16 protein-coding genes are annotated in these 15,749 nt (G+C 71.8%); 7 read left to right on the plus strand and 9 right to left on the minus strand.

The window, feature by feature from the left end:
- A partial coding sequence (locus tag AB0M88_RS49755; RefSeq protein ID WP_364114723.1) for a hypothetical protein occupies positions 1–594 on the minus strand: 594 nt, incomplete at its 3' end.
- 81 nt (positions 595–675) lie between these two features.
- Positions 676–2,304, minus strand: coding sequence for a RecQ family ATP-dependent DNA helicase (locus AB0M88_RS49760; protein WP_364114725.1), 1,629 nt, complete (start codon positions 2,302–2,304; stop codon positions 676–678).
- Positions 2,305–2,416: 112 nt separating this feature from the next.
- On the opposite strand from AB0M88_RS49760, the gene AB0M88_RS49765 reads away from it, so the two are divergent.
- Entirely contained in the window at positions 2,417–2,650 is a 234-nt protein-coding gene (locus AB0M88_RS49765) for a hypothetical protein (RefSeq protein WP_364114727.1), read from the plus strand.
- 36 nt (positions 2,651–2,686) lie between these two features.
- On the opposite strand, the gene AB0M88_RS49770 is transcribed toward AB0M88_RS49765, so the two are convergent.
- The 3 genes from AB0M88_RS49770 to AB0M88_RS49780 are packed head-to-tail and all read right to left on the minus strand — an operon-like array spanning position 2,687 to position 5,273.
- A complete protein-coding gene (locus tag AB0M88_RS49770) occupies positions 2,687–3,349 on the minus strand; it encodes a DivIVA domain-containing protein (RefSeq protein ID WP_364114729.1) in 663 nt (220 codons plus the stop codon).
- 50 nt (positions 3,350–3,399) lie between these two features.
- Positions 3,400–4,035 carry a response regulator transcription factor gene (locus AB0M88_RS49775; RefSeq protein WP_364114731.1) on the minus strand — a complete coding sequence of 212 codons (636 nt, stop codon included), beginning with the start codon at positions 4,033–4,035 and terminating at the stop codon, positions 3,400–3,402.
- Positions 4,008–5,273, minus strand: coding sequence for a sensor domain-containing protein (locus AB0M88_RS49780; RefSeq protein ID WP_364114733.1), 1,266 nt, complete (start codon positions 5,271–5,273; stop codon positions 4,008–4,010). Before AB0M88_RS49780 ends, AB0M88_RS49775 begins: the two co-directional genes overlap by 28 nt.
- Before the next feature lie 120 nt (positions 5,274–5,393).
- Between AB0M88_RS49780 and AB0M88_RS49785 the strand changes: the two genes are divergently transcribed.
- Both AB0M88_RS49785 and AB0M88_RS49790 read left to right on the plus strand, forming a co-directional pair.
- Positions 5,394–6,422 carry an acyl-CoA desaturase gene (locus tag AB0M88_RS49785; RefSeq protein ID WP_364114735.1) on the plus strand — a complete coding sequence of 343 codons (1,029 nt, stop codon included), beginning with the start codon at positions 5,394–5,396 and terminating at the stop codon, positions 6,420–6,422.
- 188 nt (positions 6,423–6,610) lie between these two features.
- On the plus strand, positions 6,611–6,814 hold the full coding sequence (locus AB0M88_RS49790) for a cold-shock protein (RefSeq protein ID WP_364114737.1): 204 nt from the start codon (positions 6,611–6,613) through the stop codon (positions 6,812–6,814).
- 288 nt (positions 6,815–7,102) lie between these two features.
- Here the strand turns inward: AB0M88_RS49790 and AB0M88_RS49795 are convergent, their stop codons facing one another.
- The gene (locus tag AB0M88_RS49795; RefSeq protein ID WP_364114738.1) at positions 7,103–7,309 is read right to left on the minus strand and encodes a hypothetical protein; all 207 of its coding nucleotides are present in this window, start codon (positions 7,307–7,309) and stop codon (positions 7,103–7,105) included.
- A 178-nt stretch (positions 7,310–7,487) separates the two neighbouring features.
- Here AB0M88_RS49795 and AB0M88_RS49800 point away from each other — a divergent pair, with 178 nt between their 5' ends.
- Positions 7,488–8,720 carry an ROK family transcriptional regulator gene (locus AB0M88_RS49800; protein WP_364114739.1) on the plus strand — a complete coding sequence of 411 codons (1,233 nt, stop codon included), beginning with the start codon at positions 7,488–7,490 and terminating at the stop codon, positions 8,718–8,720.
- A gap of 170 nt (positions 8,721–8,890) precedes the next feature.
- On the opposite strand, the gene AB0M88_RS49805 is transcribed toward AB0M88_RS49800, so the two are convergent.
- From AB0M88_RS49805 to AB0M88_RS49815, 3 genes are read right to left on the minus strand one after another with little or no spacing between them, the layout of a single operon-like run.
- On the minus strand, positions 8,891–9,640 hold the full coding sequence (locus AB0M88_RS49805; RefSeq protein WP_364114750.1) for an ABC transporter permease subunit: 750 nt from the start codon (positions 9,638–9,640) through the stop codon (positions 8,891–8,893).
- A 5-nt stretch (positions 9,641–9,645) separates the two neighbouring features.
- Positions 9,646–11,145: an ABC transporter permease subunit gene (locus AB0M88_RS49810; RefSeq protein WP_364114740.1), complete on the minus strand. Its 1,500-nt coding sequence runs from the start codon at positions 11,143–11,145 to the stop codon at positions 9,646–9,648.
- Positions 11,142–12,065: an ATP-binding cassette domain-containing protein gene (locus AB0M88_RS49815; protein WP_364114742.1), complete on the minus strand. Its 924-nt coding sequence runs from the start codon at positions 12,063–12,065 to the stop codon at positions 11,142–11,144. The genes AB0M88_RS49810 and AB0M88_RS49815 overlap by 4 nt, the downstream gene beginning before the upstream one ends.
- A 113-nt stretch (positions 12,066–12,178) precedes the next feature.
- Here AB0M88_RS49815 and AB0M88_RS49820 point away from each other — a divergent pair, with 113 nt between their 5' ends.
- The 3 genes from AB0M88_RS49820 to AB0M88_RS49830 all read left to right on the plus strand — a co-directional run bounded on the left by AB0M88_RS49820 (position 12,179) and on the right by AB0M88_RS49830 (position 15,746).
- Positions 12,179–12,841 carry a response regulator transcription factor gene (locus tag AB0M88_RS49820; RefSeq protein ID WP_364114744.1) on the plus strand — a complete coding sequence of 221 codons (663 nt, stop codon included), beginning with the start codon at positions 12,179–12,181 and terminating at the stop codon, positions 12,839–12,841.
- Positions 12,838–13,905, plus strand: a complete 1,068-nt coding sequence (locus AB0M88_RS49825) for a HAMP domain-containing sensor histidine kinase (protein ID WP_364114746.1) — start codon at positions 12,838–12,840, stop codon at positions 13,903–13,905. Before AB0M88_RS49820 ends, AB0M88_RS49825 begins: the two co-directional genes overlap by 4 nt.
- A gap of 491 nt (positions 13,906–14,396) precedes the next feature.
- Positions 14,397–15,746, plus strand: coding sequence for an extracellular solute-binding protein (locus AB0M88_RS49830; protein WP_364114748.1), 1,350 nt, complete (start codon positions 14,397–14,399; stop codon positions 15,744–15,746).
- Positions 15,747–15,749: the final 3 nt, after the last annotated feature.

Below are 15,749 nucleotides of genomic sequence, written 5' to 3' on the forward strand. Positions count from 1 at the left end.
CATGGGCGGCACTGTACCCGGCTGAGCGCCTCGGAGCTGTCGGTATGGTGCAGCAGTGACCGGTGAGAAAGCTGTCGTTGACAAACCCATGTCCGGATTTTCCACCTTGACCAGCGGGAAGTCGGCGACGCCCATCATGTCGAACCCGACCGGCCCGAGGTCCGAGTCGAGGAACACGGTCACGGTGAGCTGGTAGACGCCCGAGTTGTTCGGGTTGCCGGGGTCCTCCTCCGGCAGCGTGTTCGCCGGCACCGTGAGCTTGGCCGTGTAGGCCTCGGGGTCGCCGAACGGCGGCCCGCCGATCGGGACGTTGACGCTGCCCAGGGTCAGGCCGTTGCCCGGCCCCCGCGGGTTGGCGTACGCGGTGACGACCCATTCCTTGGTGTCCACCGAGAGCGCGGTCAGCCACAGCGGCGTCAGGTTGCCCTTGAAGTTCCAGGCGATCTCGATGTCGAACGGCCGGCCGCCGTTGATCACGAGGTTGGACTTGCCGAGCGCGGGCTGCTCAGCGATCTTGACGGTGGTGAACTGGCCCTCGATGGAGGGAGTGCCCGGTCCGGTCGACGGGATGTTGGGATCGAAGTTGTTGCTCATCGCCATGCTCCTTCGCTTACCGACACCGCCCAGGCTCACACCCGCTGAGTCACCGAGGCGTCACCGGAGCAGGTCTGACAGCTACCCGACTGTGGTGTCGGGCGTGAGCAGACCGTTGGTCAGCGAGGCCGCGGTCAGGTGGCGGTAGCCGACCGAGTCGAACGCGATCACCAGCTCGTGGTCGTCCCGGCTGAGCAGGGTGCCCGGACCCCACAGCCGGTGCGTCACCCGGAGCCCCGACACCGGCGGCCGGTCGGCGAAGGTGGGCGGGCCGGCGGCCGCGTGCTCGTCGTTGTCGCAGGCGCCGCACGGCGGGTCGTACTGCTCGCCGAAGTAGCCCAGCAGCTCGGCCCGCCGGCAGTGGACGGTCTCGGCGTACCCGCGGGCCGCCTCGATCCGGGACCGCAGGATCGCCTGCCGCCGGTTGCCGGCCGCCGTCACCTGGCGGAACGCGTCGCCCATCGGAGCGGCCAGGATCGCGTCGTTGCCGTCCGGCCTGATCAGGCCGAGTTCGAGCAGTTCGTCGACGACCCGGGACACCGAGGCCCGGCTGACCTGGCTCACCTCGGCCAGCTCCTTGACCGTGATGCGCCCGCTGGCCGCCTCGATCGCGTCGATCACCGAGTGCACCGGCGCGGCGCCCATCTTCGAGCGGGCCGCGAGCAGCCGCGGGATGCGCACCGTGCGTGGGTCGTAGACCAGCACCGCGCTCGCCGGCCCGCCGTCGCGCCCGGCCCGGCCGATCTCCTGGTAGTACTCGTCGAGGCTGCCCGGCACGCCCGCATGCACCACCGTGCGCACGTCGGGCTTGTCGATGCCCATGCCGAACGCGCTGGTCGCCACCACCGCGTCGAGCTTCCCGGCGAAGAACGCGTCCTGCACCTCGCTGCGCCGGGCCGCCGGCAGGCCGGCGTGGTAGGGCTCGGCCCGGTACGCGTCGAGCCGCAGGCGCGAGGCCAGGCTCTCGCAGCGGGCGTGGCTCAGCGCGTAGACCAGGGTCGGGCCGTCGTGGGCGAGGACGACCTCGACCGTACGGTCGTCGATCGCCCGGTCCTCCGGCAGGTCGTGCCGGGCCCGGCGCACCGCGAGCGAGATGTTGGGCCGGTCGAAGTCGGCGACGATGACTTGCGGGTCGCGCATCCGCAGCTGGCGGGTGATGTCGGCCTGCACCGGGGGAGCGGCGGTCGCGGTCAGCGCCAGCACCGGCGGGCGCCCGGCCGCCTCGACGACGTCGGCCAGGCGCAGATATTCCGGCCGGAAGTCGTGGCCCCACTCGCTGACCAGGTGCGCCTCGTCGACCGCGACCAGCGTGACGCGGCGCGGGCTGCCCTGGATCGCGGCCAGCGTCTCCGCGTTGGCCAGCTGCTCCGGCCCGAGCATCACGAAGTCGACCTCGCCCCGGCCGAGCGCTTCGAGCGACGACACCCGGTCGGCGTGGTGCTGCGACGAGTTGAGCATGACCGCCCGCACCGACCCGCGCGCGCTCATCGCCCGCAACTGGTCGCGCTGCAGGGCGATCAGCGGCGACACCACGACGGTCAGGCCGCCGAGCGCGAACCCGCCGACCTCGTAGATCGCGGTCTTCCCGCTGCCGGTCGGCAGCACCGCGAGGGTGTCGCCGGTCGTGGTCAGCGCGGTGAGGGCCCGGCGTTGCGCGGGCCGCAGGGTGATGCCGAGGACGTCGGCGGCGATCCGGTCCAGCTCATCCATCGCGCTCAGGAGCTTAGGCGGTGTCCCGGGTGATCGACCAGGGGGTTGCGCGGGCGCGGGCGGCGTCTGGGAGCGGCTGCACTACGACTGGTCCGACCCGCGCCGGGTGGTCATGACGACGACCGACTCCAACCTGTGGGGCGGCGAGTCGGGGCACGTGTATGCGCTGACCCCGCGGCCGGACGGCACGACCGTGATCGACGTCGTCGTGGTGCGTGAGGGTCGCAACGTCAAGGGCCGGATGGTGGGCCTGCTGCTCGGCAGCATCGCCAAGAGCGGCCTGCACAAGGCACTGCGGAACACGATCAAGGCGATCGAGTCCCGCAGCGGGCGTACGCCCCGGTGACCGGTCGTCAGGGGCTGTTCCGTCAGAGGCCGTCCGTCAGGCCGGGGGCGTGTCGCCGAGGTGCTGCTGCTGCCGGACGATGTGATCCTGCAGGGCGGCGTGGTAGTCCTTGGCGAACGTGCTCATCTCGCCGATGTCGCGCAGCGCGCCGGCGTGCCGCGCCTCCAGTTCGGCCGCGGCCTCCTGGTGGCGGCGGTGAGCGTCCCGTTCGATGTCGCCCGCCTTCTCGCGCGCCTCGCGGACCAGCCGCCCCGACCGCTCCCGGGCCTTGGTGAGCAGGTCTTCCGACTCCCGCTGGGCGTCGGACATGTGCTGGTCGGCCGTGTGCTGGGCCATCGCCAGGACCCGCCCCGCGCTCTCCGGCGGAACGATCGCGGGCGGGGCCGGCGCCGTCCGGGCCCGGTGCAGCTCGTGCTGGAGGGCGTCGGCCCGCCGCTGGGCCTGGTCGCACGCCTGGCGGGCGCGGTCGAGCTCGGCCGCGAGGGCCTGAAGCTCGGCCTCGGCGGGACCGTTGTCGTGGCGCACGGCGGCGGGAGCGCCGGCCCGGCTCAGCAGGTCGGCGTTCTCCTCCAGCAGATTGATCATCTCCATGGAGACCTCGTCGAGGAGCGAGTCGACCTGCTCCTCGTCGTAGCCGCGCTTACCGAGCGTGGCCTTCCCGAACTCCATGTTGTGGATGTCGGCTGGGGTCAGCGGCACTGTGCTCCTAACGTCGGTCGAACAGGAACCACCGTACGCGCTCCCACGGCTCAGCCGTCCAGGTACATCAGGACCGCGAGCACCCGGCGGTTGTCGTCCTCCGACGGGGGCATCCCGAGTTTGCTGAAGATGTTGTTGATGTACTTGCTGACGACCTTCTCGGTGATGAAGAGTCGCGACGCGATGGCCGCGTTGGACCGGCCCTCGGCGATGCAGCCGAGCACGTCCCGCTCGCGCGGGGAGAGCACGGCCAGCGGTTCGCGGCGGGCGAGCAGCTTGGTCACCACCTCGGGGTCGAACGCGGTGCCGCCGGCCGCCACCCGCTCGACCGCCTGCACGAACTCCTCCACGTCGGAGACCCGCTCCTTGAGCAGGTAGCCGACCCCGCCGGCGCTGTCGGTGAGCAGCTCGTGGGCGTACAGCGGCTCGACGTGCTGGGACAGCACCAGCACCGGCAGCCCGGGTATCGCCGCACGGGCCGCGATCGCCGCCTTCAGGCCCTCGTCGGTCTGCGTCGGCGGCAGCCGGACGTCGATGATGGCCACGTCGGGCCGGTGGCCGAGCAGGGCCGGCAGCAGCGCGGGCCCGTTGTCGACCGCCTCGACGACCTCGAAGCCGAACGCCTCGAGCAGCCGGGTGAGACCGTCGCGGAGCAGTGTCAGGTCTTCGGCGATGACAACGCGCACGGCAACTCCATCGTCACAACGGTCGGGCCGCCCGGCGGCGAGGACAGCGCCATGGTCCCATCGAATGCGTCCAGCCGGCGCTTGATGCCGTCGAGGCCGGTGCCCCGCCCTGCGTCGGCGCCACCGACCCCGTCGTCACCGACCTCGACGAGGAGTACGCCCTCGGTGTGGTGGATCGTCACCCAGGCCGAGCGGGCATGGCTGTGCCGGCCCATGTTGGCGAGCGCCTCGGCGACCGCGAAATAGACCGCCGACTCGACCGGGGTGTCCAGCCGCCCGGGCAGGTCGGAGGTCACCTTGGCGCGTACGGGCAGGCTCAGCGCGAGCGCCCGGACGGCCCCCTCGAGGCCCCGCTCGGCGAGCACCGGCGGGTGGATGCCCCGCACCAGGTGCCGCAGGTCGACCAGGGCGGCGGTGCTCGACGCCCGCGCCTCGGCGAGCAGCTTGAGCGCGGCCGCCGGATCGCGCCGCACCAGCCGCTCGGCGAGCCCGATCGTCATGCCGACCGAGACCATCCGGGCCTGCGCGCCGTCGTGCAGGTCACGTTCGATGCGGCGCAGCTCGGCCGCCTGCGCGTCGATCGCGTCGGCCCGGGTCACGGTCAGGTGGGCGACCCGCAGCCGCAGGTCGGCCGCCGCGGTCGGTGCGAGCAGCAGCCGGGCGAACCGGACGTCGACCGCCCGCAGCTGGGGCGCGACGGTCAGGCCGACCGCGAGGATCACCAGCCCCTGCGGCAGCGCCAGCCACGCCTCGCCCAGGTCGCTGGTCGGCCAGATGAGGCCGTAGCCGAACCACACGTCGCCCAGGTAGAGCCAGAGCGGCAGCAGGCCGGTGCCGATCACGCCGTACACCGTGACCGCGAGGGCGATCAGCCCGAGCGCCGCCCCGATCACCGCCCCCGGCAGCAACCAGGCCATGTCCCGCCAGGTGGCGGGGTCGGTGATGATCCAGCGCAGCCAGCGGCGGCTGCCCATCTCGGCCCGATCGGGCGCGGGAAGGTAAGGCCGTGGGATCGGGACGCCGACCCGGGCCGCCAGGCGCCGCTCGACGTCGGCACGCCAGCGGACGACGGTGGTGGTCACCGCGAGCAGGTCGGTGCCGAGCACCGGAAGCGGGCAGAGCACCAGCCCGGCCAGCCACAGCGCGAGCACCGGCACGTTGAGGAGCGCGAGGCCGGCCGCGAACAGGCTGTACGTGGTCGCGCGCAGACCGGTGCGTAACCAATGCCCCGGCGTCATGGGTCCATCATCGCGCGCCACGGCCGGCGGCTCAAAACGGGCACAAGGGTGCTGGCACCCCAAGCCGGGTGGGGTCTCGCACTCCTGATTCCCCGGCCCGGAAAACGAACAATGGACGACATGACGGCAACGACAGCCGAACGTACCGCGGTCGCCGGGAGCGATTTCGCGGAACTGAACCGGCGAATCAACGCACTCGGCCTGATGAGGCGCCGACCGGCCTACTACGCGCTGCGCCTGGCCGCGGTGGGCCTGCTCGTCGTGGCGGGATGGACCGCCTTCTTCCTCATCGGGTCGTCCTGGTGGACGCTCGCCGTCGCGGTTCTCATGGCCGTCGCGTTCGCCCAGCTGGCGCTCGTCGCCCACGACCTGGCCCACCGGCAGGTGTTCCGCACCAAGCGGCCCAGCGAGATCGCGGGCATGGTGGCCGGGAACCTCGGCATCGGCATGAGCTACGGCTGGTGGATGGACAAGCACACCCGCCACCACAACAACCCGAACCACGACGACCTCGACCCGGACGTCGCGCCCGAGGTGCTGATCTGGGCGACCGAGTCGGCGCTCGGGCGGCGGGGCCTGAAAGGCTTCGTCACGCGGCACCAGGCCGGGCTGTTCTTCCCGCTGCTGACCCTGCTCGGCATCGACCTGAAGGTGTCCAGCGTCAAGGCGCTGCGCAACGGGGTCGTCAAGCGCCGCCGGCTCGAGGCCACGCTGCTGGCCGTGCATTTCGTCGTCTATTTCTCGGCCCTGTTCCTGGTGCTGTCGCCGCTGCAGGCGGTCGCGTTCATCCTGGTGCACCAGGCCCTGTTCGGCGTCTACCTGGGCCTCACCTTCGCACCCAACCACAAGGGGATGCCGCATCCGACCGGCAACGAGGACTACCTGCGCAAGCAGGTGGTGACCTCCCGCAACGTCCGCGGCGGCCGCATGATCGACGTCGCGCTCGGCGGCCTGAACTACCAGATCGAGCACCACCTGTTCCCGGGCATGCCGAGCCCGAGTCTGCGGCGCGCGAAGCCGGTCGTCGAGGCGTACTGCAACGAGATCGGGGTGCCGTACGCGCAGGCCGGACTCATCGAGTCGTACCGTCAGGCGCTGCGTCACCTGCACGAGGTCGGCGAACCGCTGAGGGCTTCTCGAGCCCGCTGAAAACCGGCGGCCCGTGCTACCGTTGCCGCGTTGCAGTTTTGATTCCTTAGACGTTCTCAACGCCTGATGGGCATCTCGGCCCGTCAGGCGTTTTGTCTTCGTCGGTGTTCGGGGATTCTCCGAGGCGATCAATACGGCGACGTGAGGAGCCACACGGTGTGGCTCCGCCAGGTCGGCAAGGAGAAATCATGGTTACCGGAACCGTGAAGTGGTTCAACGGCGACAAGGGCTTCGGCTTCATCACGCAGGACGGTGGCGGCGCCGACGTGTTCGCCCACTATTCCGCGATCGCAGCCTCGGGCTTCCGCAGCCTCGAGGAGAACCAGCGGGTCGAGTTCGAGGTCACGCAGGGCGCCAAGGGGCTCCAGGCGGAGAACATCCGCCCGCTCTGATCGATCGGCCCGGCCACTGGCGAGGGGGAGGCCGGGCGTGGTGGCGGCCGACCGCCCGAGGTTGAGATCCGTGCGAACGTGATCTCCCCGGGCGGTCGGCCGCCTCCTGTTCCGGCCTCTTCCGCTTAGCCGGCCTGAAACGTGTAGGTGCCGGAGCCGATCGCGTGGACGGCAGCGCCGTCGGAGAAACCCGCGGCACGGCCTCGGGAGGCGCGGTCACCGTCGCCGCCGCCGACGCCGGGATCCGTACGCTCGCGGTCGCGTTCGGCGGGACCGTCACTTTCAGGGTCAGCGTCGTGCACCTTCGGGGTCTGCGTCGTGGCGGTCCGGCGCCCGGCGGAGCCGCTCACCCCGTACGCGGTGAGGAGCGACGCCGTCGGGGTTCGGGGCGATCCGCAGCTGGCGGTAGCCGGGTGTGGCCGGCGCGAGCCCGCCGACCGTGCGGCAGAGCCAGTCGCCGACCGGGCCGAGTCCGTAGTCGTTGAACGAGTTCATGCCCGGGTCCTCGAGCGTGCCGTCGGGCCTGATGCCGTCCCAGCGCCGGGGCGTCGTCGCTGGGTGGCTGTGGTTGCTCGGCGGCGTGCCGCAGCCGGGCCGCGTGGCGGCCGTGGTGGGCCGAGGCGGCGCCGCTCGGAGCTACGCTGTGGCGAATCGGGTCGCGTGGAGGGGTCAGTTGGACAGAACGGGGACGAACCTTCCCGCAGTCGGTGAATACAACCAGACGGTCGTCCTTGACGCGATCCGGCGGCGCCCCGAGGGGATCACCCGGTCGGAGCTGGCCGCGCTCACCGCGCTCAGCAACATGACCGTCACCAACGTCTGCCGGCGGCTGCTCGACGCCGGGCTGGTCGACGAGCAGGGGCGCCGCGCCGGTGGTCCCGGGAAGCCGGCCGCCGTCGTCAAGCTCAACCCGGGCGGCGGCTTCGCCATCGGCGTGCACATCGACCCGGCGGCGGTCACCTACGTGATGGTCGACCTGTCCGGGACCGTGCGCGACCACTCGCGTACCGGAACGCCGGCGGTCGGCGACCCCGGCCTCGTCATCGACGAGATGGCGAATGCCATCGAGGCCCTGATCGTCAGCTCGGCCGTCGACCGGTCCCGCATCCTCGGCATCGGGATCGCGTCGCCGGGCCCGGTCAACACCTCCGACGGCATCGTGCTCAACCCGCCGATGATGCCGAACTGGCAGCGCGTACCCCTGCGCCGCGCCCTCGCCGAGGCGACCGGCCTCCCGGTCCTGCTCGAGAAGGACGCGACCGCCGCGGTCGTCGCCGAACTCTGGTATGCCGACCCGGGCGCCAGCCGCGACTTCGCGTTCATGTATTACGGCACCGGCCTCGGCACCGGCCTGTCGGTCTCCGGCGAGGTCGTCCGCGGCGTCACCTCCAATGCCGGCGACGCCGGCCACATCACCGTCGATCCGACGGGCGCCGTCTGCCCTTGCGGCCGGCGCGGATGCGTCGGCTTCATCACCGTTCCCCGTACGCTCGTGGACCGCGCGGTCTCCGACGGCGTCCTCGAAGCCGTCGACCTCGACGACACCGATGCCGTGGAAGGCGCGTTCCGCCGCCTCGCCCACCTGGCGAACACCGGCGACCCGGCCGCGACCGCCATCCTGACCGACGCCGCCCGCGCCCTGGCCCGCGCGATAGTCGTCGTCGTCAACCTGCTCGACATCGACCGGGTCATCTTCGGCGGCCCGTTCTGGCCGCCGATCGCCGCGACGATCCTGGCCGCCCTCCCCGAGGCCGTGCAGAACGACCCGGCCCTGGTCCTGCCCCACCCGGTCCGCTTGGCCGAGTCCGCGATCCCGGTCGACGTGGCCGCGGTCGGCGCCGCCACACTGGTCCTCGACAACGCCTTCTCGCCCCGCCCCTCGGCCCTCCTCCTGGCCGCGGACTGACGGCCATCTCGCCGCTGGGGCCCTCGGTGCTGCTCCCGGCTGCAGACTGATGCCGGTCTCGCCGCTGGGGCCGTCGGTGCTGCTCCTGGCCGCAGACTGATGCCCGTCTCGCCGCAGCGGCCCTCGGTGCTGCTTCTGCCCGCGGGCTGGCGTTCCTCTCGGCGCCGCGGTCATGCGTCGCGCCCGATCAGCAGCAGCCAGCCCGCGAGCAGTGCGCCGAACGCCCACGCGGCCAGGACCCCGAGGCCGGCCCACGGACTCAGCACCAGGCCGTGCAGGTTGACCGTCGCCTGGATGTTGAGGCCGGCGCCCATCGGCTGGATCTGCTCCAGGTGGCGCTTCCAGTGCTTGTCGCTCACCACCGAGGTGATGAGCGGAAACACGTACAGCAGGCCCAGCGCGATCCCGATCGCCGCGGCCGGCTCGCGGACCGCCGCGGCGAGGCCCAGGCCGAGCAGCGAGACCAGGACGAGGTAGAGGACGGAGCCGCCGACCGCGCGCAGCGTCGCCGGCTCGGTCAGCGCCCCCAGGTGGTAACCGCGACCGGGTAGCAGCAGCCGCCCGAGGAGGTAGCTGCCCAGCACGCCCAGAGCGCCCGAGACCGACACCAGCGCCACCAGGTTGGCCGCCTTGGCCAGCAACAGAGACGTGCGGCGGGGAGTCGCGGCCAGGCTCACCGCGATCATGCCGGTGCCGTATTCGCCGCCCAGCATCAGGGCGCCCAGCACGACCGCGACGGCCTGGCCGAGCTGTACCCCGATCAGGCCGGTGCGGGCCGGGTCGAGCACGCAGCCGTCCCCGGCCGGGCATCCGGCGGTGGCGGCCGACGCGGCGCTCAGCCCGGCGGTCAGCGCGACGATCCCGAGCAGCAGCCAGATCGTGCCGGGCGAGGTGCTCAGCTTCGTCCACTCCGACCGCATCGCACTCACGTGTCTCTCCGGCGCAGCAGAACGGTCGCGAGGCCCAGTGCGACGGCCGTCCACGCGACGAGCACTCCGAGGCCGGCCGCCGGCGAGAGCGGGAAGTATCCTTCCGACGGCGCGTACACGTTGTCGACCTGGGGCCACTGGGTGGCGCTCTGCTGGATCGCGAACGCGGCGGCCGGACTGAACCGCAGCACCCACTGAGCGGCTCCGAGTGGCAGCGCCGAGACGGCCAGCAGGTAGGGCAACACCACCAGCACGATGACACCCGCCACCGCCGCCGAACTGCGCCGGACCACGGTGCCGACCGCCAGCGCGAGAATCGCCGCCAGCGCGAGCAGCAGACCGGTGCCCAGGACGAGGCGCAACTCGATGCCCGCGTCCGCGGGAAGGACGTAGACGCCGTGCGTGCGCAACACCCGCACGCCGAACGCCAGCACGACAGCCGCGGTGACCACGCCGACCGCGAACGACACCGCGCCGACGACCGTGGCCTTCGCGGCGAGGATCAGGCCCCGGCGGGGCCGGGCGGCCAGCGTGGTCCGGATCAGCCCGCGCCGATATTCCGCCGTGACGTAGAGGGCGCCGAGGACCACGATCGCGACCAGCCCGAGGAACGTGCCGATCAGCGTCTGCGTGATCGACACCCCCAGGCCGGCCCCGCCGGTGACCAGGGGCGCGATGTCGCCCGAACCGCTGACGGTGAAGGTGTCACCGTTGTGCTGATAGTCCTGAGGCTCGAACGGGCCTCCGTTGCCCGGGCCGCCGATCCGCGTGCCGGTCCACTCCGAGGCCGTCCAGGTCCCCTGCCGCGCGAGGTGGTCGAACGTCGCCGTGGCCTGCGCCGGGCCGCTCTCCACGCCGCTCATGCCGAGGGGGCCGCTGGCCGTCGCCGTGTAGTCGGGCGAGGCGGCGAACAACCCCGCCTGCGCGGTCGCCGGCAGGCCGGACATCCGGACGGTTCCGATGGTGGTCCACGTGGTGCCGTCGGCGGAGGACGCGCCGGTCACCCGGTCACCGTTGCGGGTGAGCCGGAGCCAGCGCGACGCGGAGCCGGCCGGCCCGGCGATATCGCCGGTGAAGTCGGACTGCATCCGTACGCCGTGGGACCCGGTGAGCATGACCGCCGCATAGGCCGAACCGGGGGTGGTGCCCGCCTTGATGATCAGGCCGGCCTTGGCCCACGGCACGAGACCCGGGCGCTCGCCCTGCTCGCCCGCGATCGCGCCGGTCAGCGTGGCCACCCGCACGGTGATCGAACCGTCGCCGGCCAGCGGCTGCGCGACGAGATAGAGGTGGTCGCTGACCACCTCGCCTCCCGGTCCGGTCGGTGGCTTGCACTCCGAACCCGGCCCATGTGTGCCGCAACCGCCCGACCTGCCCGGCGCAAGGCCGAGCCCGATGATGGCGACGGCGGCGACGAGCAGGGCGAGCACCCAGCCCGGCACGGTGCGCAGCTTGGTCCACTCGGCTCGGACCTGCCGCCCGAACTCCGTGATCATCGCGCACCTCCGGGAGCCCGGTAGTCGACTGCGTTGCGGGTGAGCTCGAGATAGGCCTCTTCCAGGGTCGGACGATGCGCGGCGACCTCGGAGAACGGGACCCCGGCCGCGGCGAGCGCCGCGATCACCCGCTGGGGCGACAGCCCGGTGACCGACCACGCATCAGGCCCGGTCCTGGTCACCACCCCGCCTTCGCCGTGGAGCACGTCGGCCACCTCGACCGCGTCGGTGCGTAGCGTGATGCGGTCGCCGGCGGCGCCGGCCAGCAGCTCCGCCACGTTGGTGTCGGCGATGACCCGGCCCCGGCCGACCACCACCACGTGATCGGCGGTGTCCTGCATCTCGCCCATCAGGTGGCTGGACACCAGCACCGCCCGGCCCTCGGTCGCGAGCGACCGCAGGAAACCACGCATCCAGACGATGCCCTCGGGATCCATCCCGTTGAAGGGCTCGTCGAGCATCAGCGCCGACGGCTCACCGAGGAGCGCGGCGGCGATCCCCAGCCGCTGCCGCATGCCGAGCGAATAGCCGCCGGCCCGGCGCCGGGCCACGCCGGTGAGGCCGACCTGCTCCAGCGTCTCGTCGACCCGGCGGACCGGGATGCCCTGCGAGTGGGCCAGCCAGAGCAGGTGGTTGCGCGCGGTGCGGCTGGGTTGAAGGGCGCCGGCGTCGAGCAGCGAGCCCAGCCGGGTCAGCGGCCGCCGCAGCGAGCGATAGGGCCGGCCGCCGACCAGGGCCCGGCCCTCGTCGGCCGCGTCGAGTCCGAGGATCACCCGCATCGTGGTGGACTTGCCGGCACCGTTGGGCCCCACGAACCCGGTGACCTGCCCCGGCCGCACGGTGAACGTCATGCCGTCGAGGGCGACGGCCGGACCGTATCGCTTGTGCACCCCTGTGACCTCTATGGTCGCCTCAGTCATGTCGCTTCCTCTCCCTGAAGTCGCTTCGCCGGATGTTCTACGCGGGCGGCGGTGTCAGCCCGGTGCCATCGGCTGACACCCGGATGACACCGGCGAGCTGGCAAGGTGTGGGCATGCGAGTGCTGGTCGTGGAGGACTTCGAGATCCTGGGGCAGACGATCGGCACCGGCCTGCGCAACGAGGGGATGGCTGTTGACGTGGTGTTTGACGGCCACCAGGCGCTGGCTCACCTGGAGATGACGCGATATGACGTGGTGGTGCTCGACCGCGATATCCCGGGCGTGCCGGGAGACGAGGTGTGCCGGCGGATCGTGGCCGGCCCCTCGGGCAGCCGCGTGCTGATGCTGACCGCCGCGAGCACGGTCAAGCAGCGCGTGGAGGGGCTCGGCCTGGGCGCCGACGACTACCTGCCCAAGCCGTTCGACTTCGCCGAGCTGGTGGCCCGGGTGCGGGCCCTGGCCCGCCGATCGGTTCCCGCCCTGCCGCCGACGCTGGAGCACGGCGACCTGAGGCTCGATCCGGCCCACCGGGTGGCGACCCGCGGCGGCCGGCGACTCGACCTCAGCCGGAAGGAGTTCGCCGTGCTCGAGTGCCTGCTGTCCTCCCCCGGCCGTCCGGTCTCGGCCGAGGAGCTGCTGGAGCGGGTCTGGGACGAAGCGGCCAACCCGTTCACGACGGCCGTCAAGACCACGATGAGACGCCTGCGCGCCAAGCTCGGCGACCCGCCGCTGATCGAGACCGTCCGTGAGGGCGGCTACCGGATCGGGCGGCCATGAACTTCCGGCGGCACCGGCTGAGGGTGCAGCTGACACTGCTGTACGCCATACCGTTCTTCGCGACCGGCGTGGTGCTGTCGTCCATCCCGCTCTTCGGCGCGCGATCGACGGCGCAGGCCGGATCGACACCCCCGCCGCAGGCCCAGACGGAGATCGAGACCAACGGCTCGTTCACCTCCAGGGCCATCGCACTGGGCGTGCTGACCGTGCTGTCGTTGCTGGTGGGCTGGTGGGTGGCCGGACGGTTCGTGCGGCCGCTGCGCACCCTCACCGCGACCGCCCGCGAGATCTCGGCCACCAACCTCGACCGCCGGCTCGATCTCGCCGACCGCAAGGATGAGTACGGTGAACTGGCCGAGACCCTCGACGACCTGTTCGCGCGCCTGGGAGCCGCCTTCGAGTCGCAGCGGCGGTTCGTCGCGAACGCCTCGCACGAGCTGCGCACCCCGCTGACCGCCGAACGGGCGCTGCTCCAGGTGGCGCTGGCCGACCCCGCCGCCGATCCGGAGCAGTTGCGGCGCGCCTGTGGCGAGGTGCTCGCGCTGGGCCGCCGGCAGGAGCGGCTCATCGACGCGCTGCTGACGCTGGCCAGCAGCGAGCAGGGGGTGGAGAGGCGGCTCCCGTTCGATCTCGGCGCCCTGGTGTCCGAGGCGATCGACGCCCGGCGGGACGACGCCGCCTCGGCCGGCATCCGCTTGACCACGACGGTCTCTGCCGCGCCGGTGGTCGGTGATCCCAACCTCGTCGGCAGCCTGGTCGCCAACCTGCTCGACAACGCGTTGCGGCACAACGTCCCCGAGGGCCGGGTCGAGGTGGCGGTCGGGGGGAACACGCTGTCGGTGGGCAACGACGGGCCCGTCGTGCCGGCCGCCGAGGTCGATGGCCTTTTCGAACCGTTCCGGCAGCTCGGTGGCGAACGGATCGGCAACGCGGATGGTCACGGCCTGGGGCTGGCGATCGTGCGGGCGATCGCGGACGCCCACGGCGCCGCGCTGACCGCCGCCCCGCGCACGGCCGGCGGCGGCCTGGAGATCGCGGTGACCTTCCCACCCGCCGCGAGCTGAGCGCCGCCCCCCGAAGGCCGACGGCAGCAGTGCCCGACCTGCGGGGGTGACCGCCACGCCCGGGCTGCGGCGGGCAGAGCGACTCCGGGCTGCGGCGGGCAGAGCGACCCGGGCTGCGGCGGGCAGAGCGACCCCGGGCTGCGGCGGGCACCGCGATGTCCGGGCCGCGGCGATCAGCGTGACGAGCGGGGCTGCGGCGGGCCAGCGTGACGCGCGGTCCCCGGCATGTACTGGAACCGGGCGGTCCGCGACCGCGTGGCGACGCACAGTGTTGCTGGTCAGGGTGCGACTTGGCGGATCTTCCAAGCTTCGGTTACGCAGGTGTTGCCTGGGGTTTGAAAATATGATGTTCTAACTGCCGTCACGGCGCCCGGTGCGCGAACCGCCCCGCGTTGTGCTCCAACTCCACCGATCCTTAAGGCATCCCGAAACCACGCGTCAACGTCGACCGGCCGGCTTGGTAGGAGTCCGCCGTTCTCGGGAAGGACCACATGAGCACCACGAGGAAGCGCCTGCGGCTGGCGGGCGTCGCGTTCACCGTCGTGGCCGGCGTGGCCGCGCTGACCGCCTGCTCGTCGGACGACAAGACGACCGGCGGCGCCGGCAGTGACAAAGCGCCCGCCTGCGCGCCCGCCGGCGGGCCGGTCACGCTGCAGTACTGGAACACGGTTCCGGGCATGGACCAGGTGGTCGCGCTCTGGAACAAGGACAACCCGAACATCCAGGTGCAAGTCAAGAACATCTCCAACGACCAGTACGGCCAGATCGGCAACGCGCTGAAGGCGGGCACCGCCCCGGAGCTGGCCCAGGTCGGCTACGACGAGCTGCCCGACCTGCGGACGCAGGACGCGTTCGTGGACGCCTCGGCCTGTGCCGACGCGAAGGCGGCCGAGTCGAAGTTCGTGCCCTGGACGTGGACGCAGAGCAGCTTCGGCAAGACCGGGGTGTTCGCGTTCCCGCAGGACACCGGCCCGATGGCGCTGTTCGTGCGCACCGACCTGTTCACCAAGTACCACGTAGACGTGCCGAAGACCTGGGACGACTACGCGGCGGCGGCGCAGAAGCTGCACGCGGCCGACAAGAACCTGTCGATCACGTTCTTCGACCCGAACAACGCCGAATGGTTCAACGGTCTGCTCTGGCAGAACAGCGCCCAGATGTACCGGTACGAGGGTGACCAGTGGCATGTCACGGTCGCGTCGGACAAGAGCAGGCAGGTCGCCGACTTCTGGCAGAAGCTGATCGATCAGAAGCTGGTGCGCACCGACCTCGCCAACAGCTCGCCCCCGATGTACGCCGCGTACCAGAAGGACCAGGTCGCCACCTACGTCGGCGCCGCCTGGGGCTACAGCATGTTCCGCGACAACCTGCCGAAGCAGGCCGGCAAGTGGACGATCGTACCGATGCCGACCTGGGGCACCAACCCGGCCTCGGGTGACTGGGGCGGGTCGACGGTCGCCTTCATGAAGGGCGACAAGCACCTGTACGAGTCGGTCAAGTTCAACGAGTGGCTGAACTCCGACCCGGCGGCGCTGGCGCTGGAGAACAAGCTCGGCGGCCTCTACCCGGCCGCCACCGCCGGTCTGCAGCTGCCCGCGCTGTCGCAGGGTGTGCCGTACTACAACAACCAGAAGATCTTCGACGTGTTCGCGGACTCGTCGAAGAACATCGACACCAGCTTCACCTGGGGCCCGACTCAGAAGACGGTCAACCTGGCCCTGCAGGACGCGATGGCGAAGGCGGCGGCCGGCAGCGGCACGCTGACCGACGCGCTCAACTCCGCGCAGGACAAGGCGCTGTCTTCGATGAAGGACCAGGCGATCCCGGCAACTGCCGGATGACCG

Source organism: Actinoplanes sp. NPDC051411, assembly GCF_040682075.1.
Lineage (GTDB): Bacteria > Actinomycetota > Actinomycetes > Mycobacteriales > Micromonosporaceae > Actinoplanes.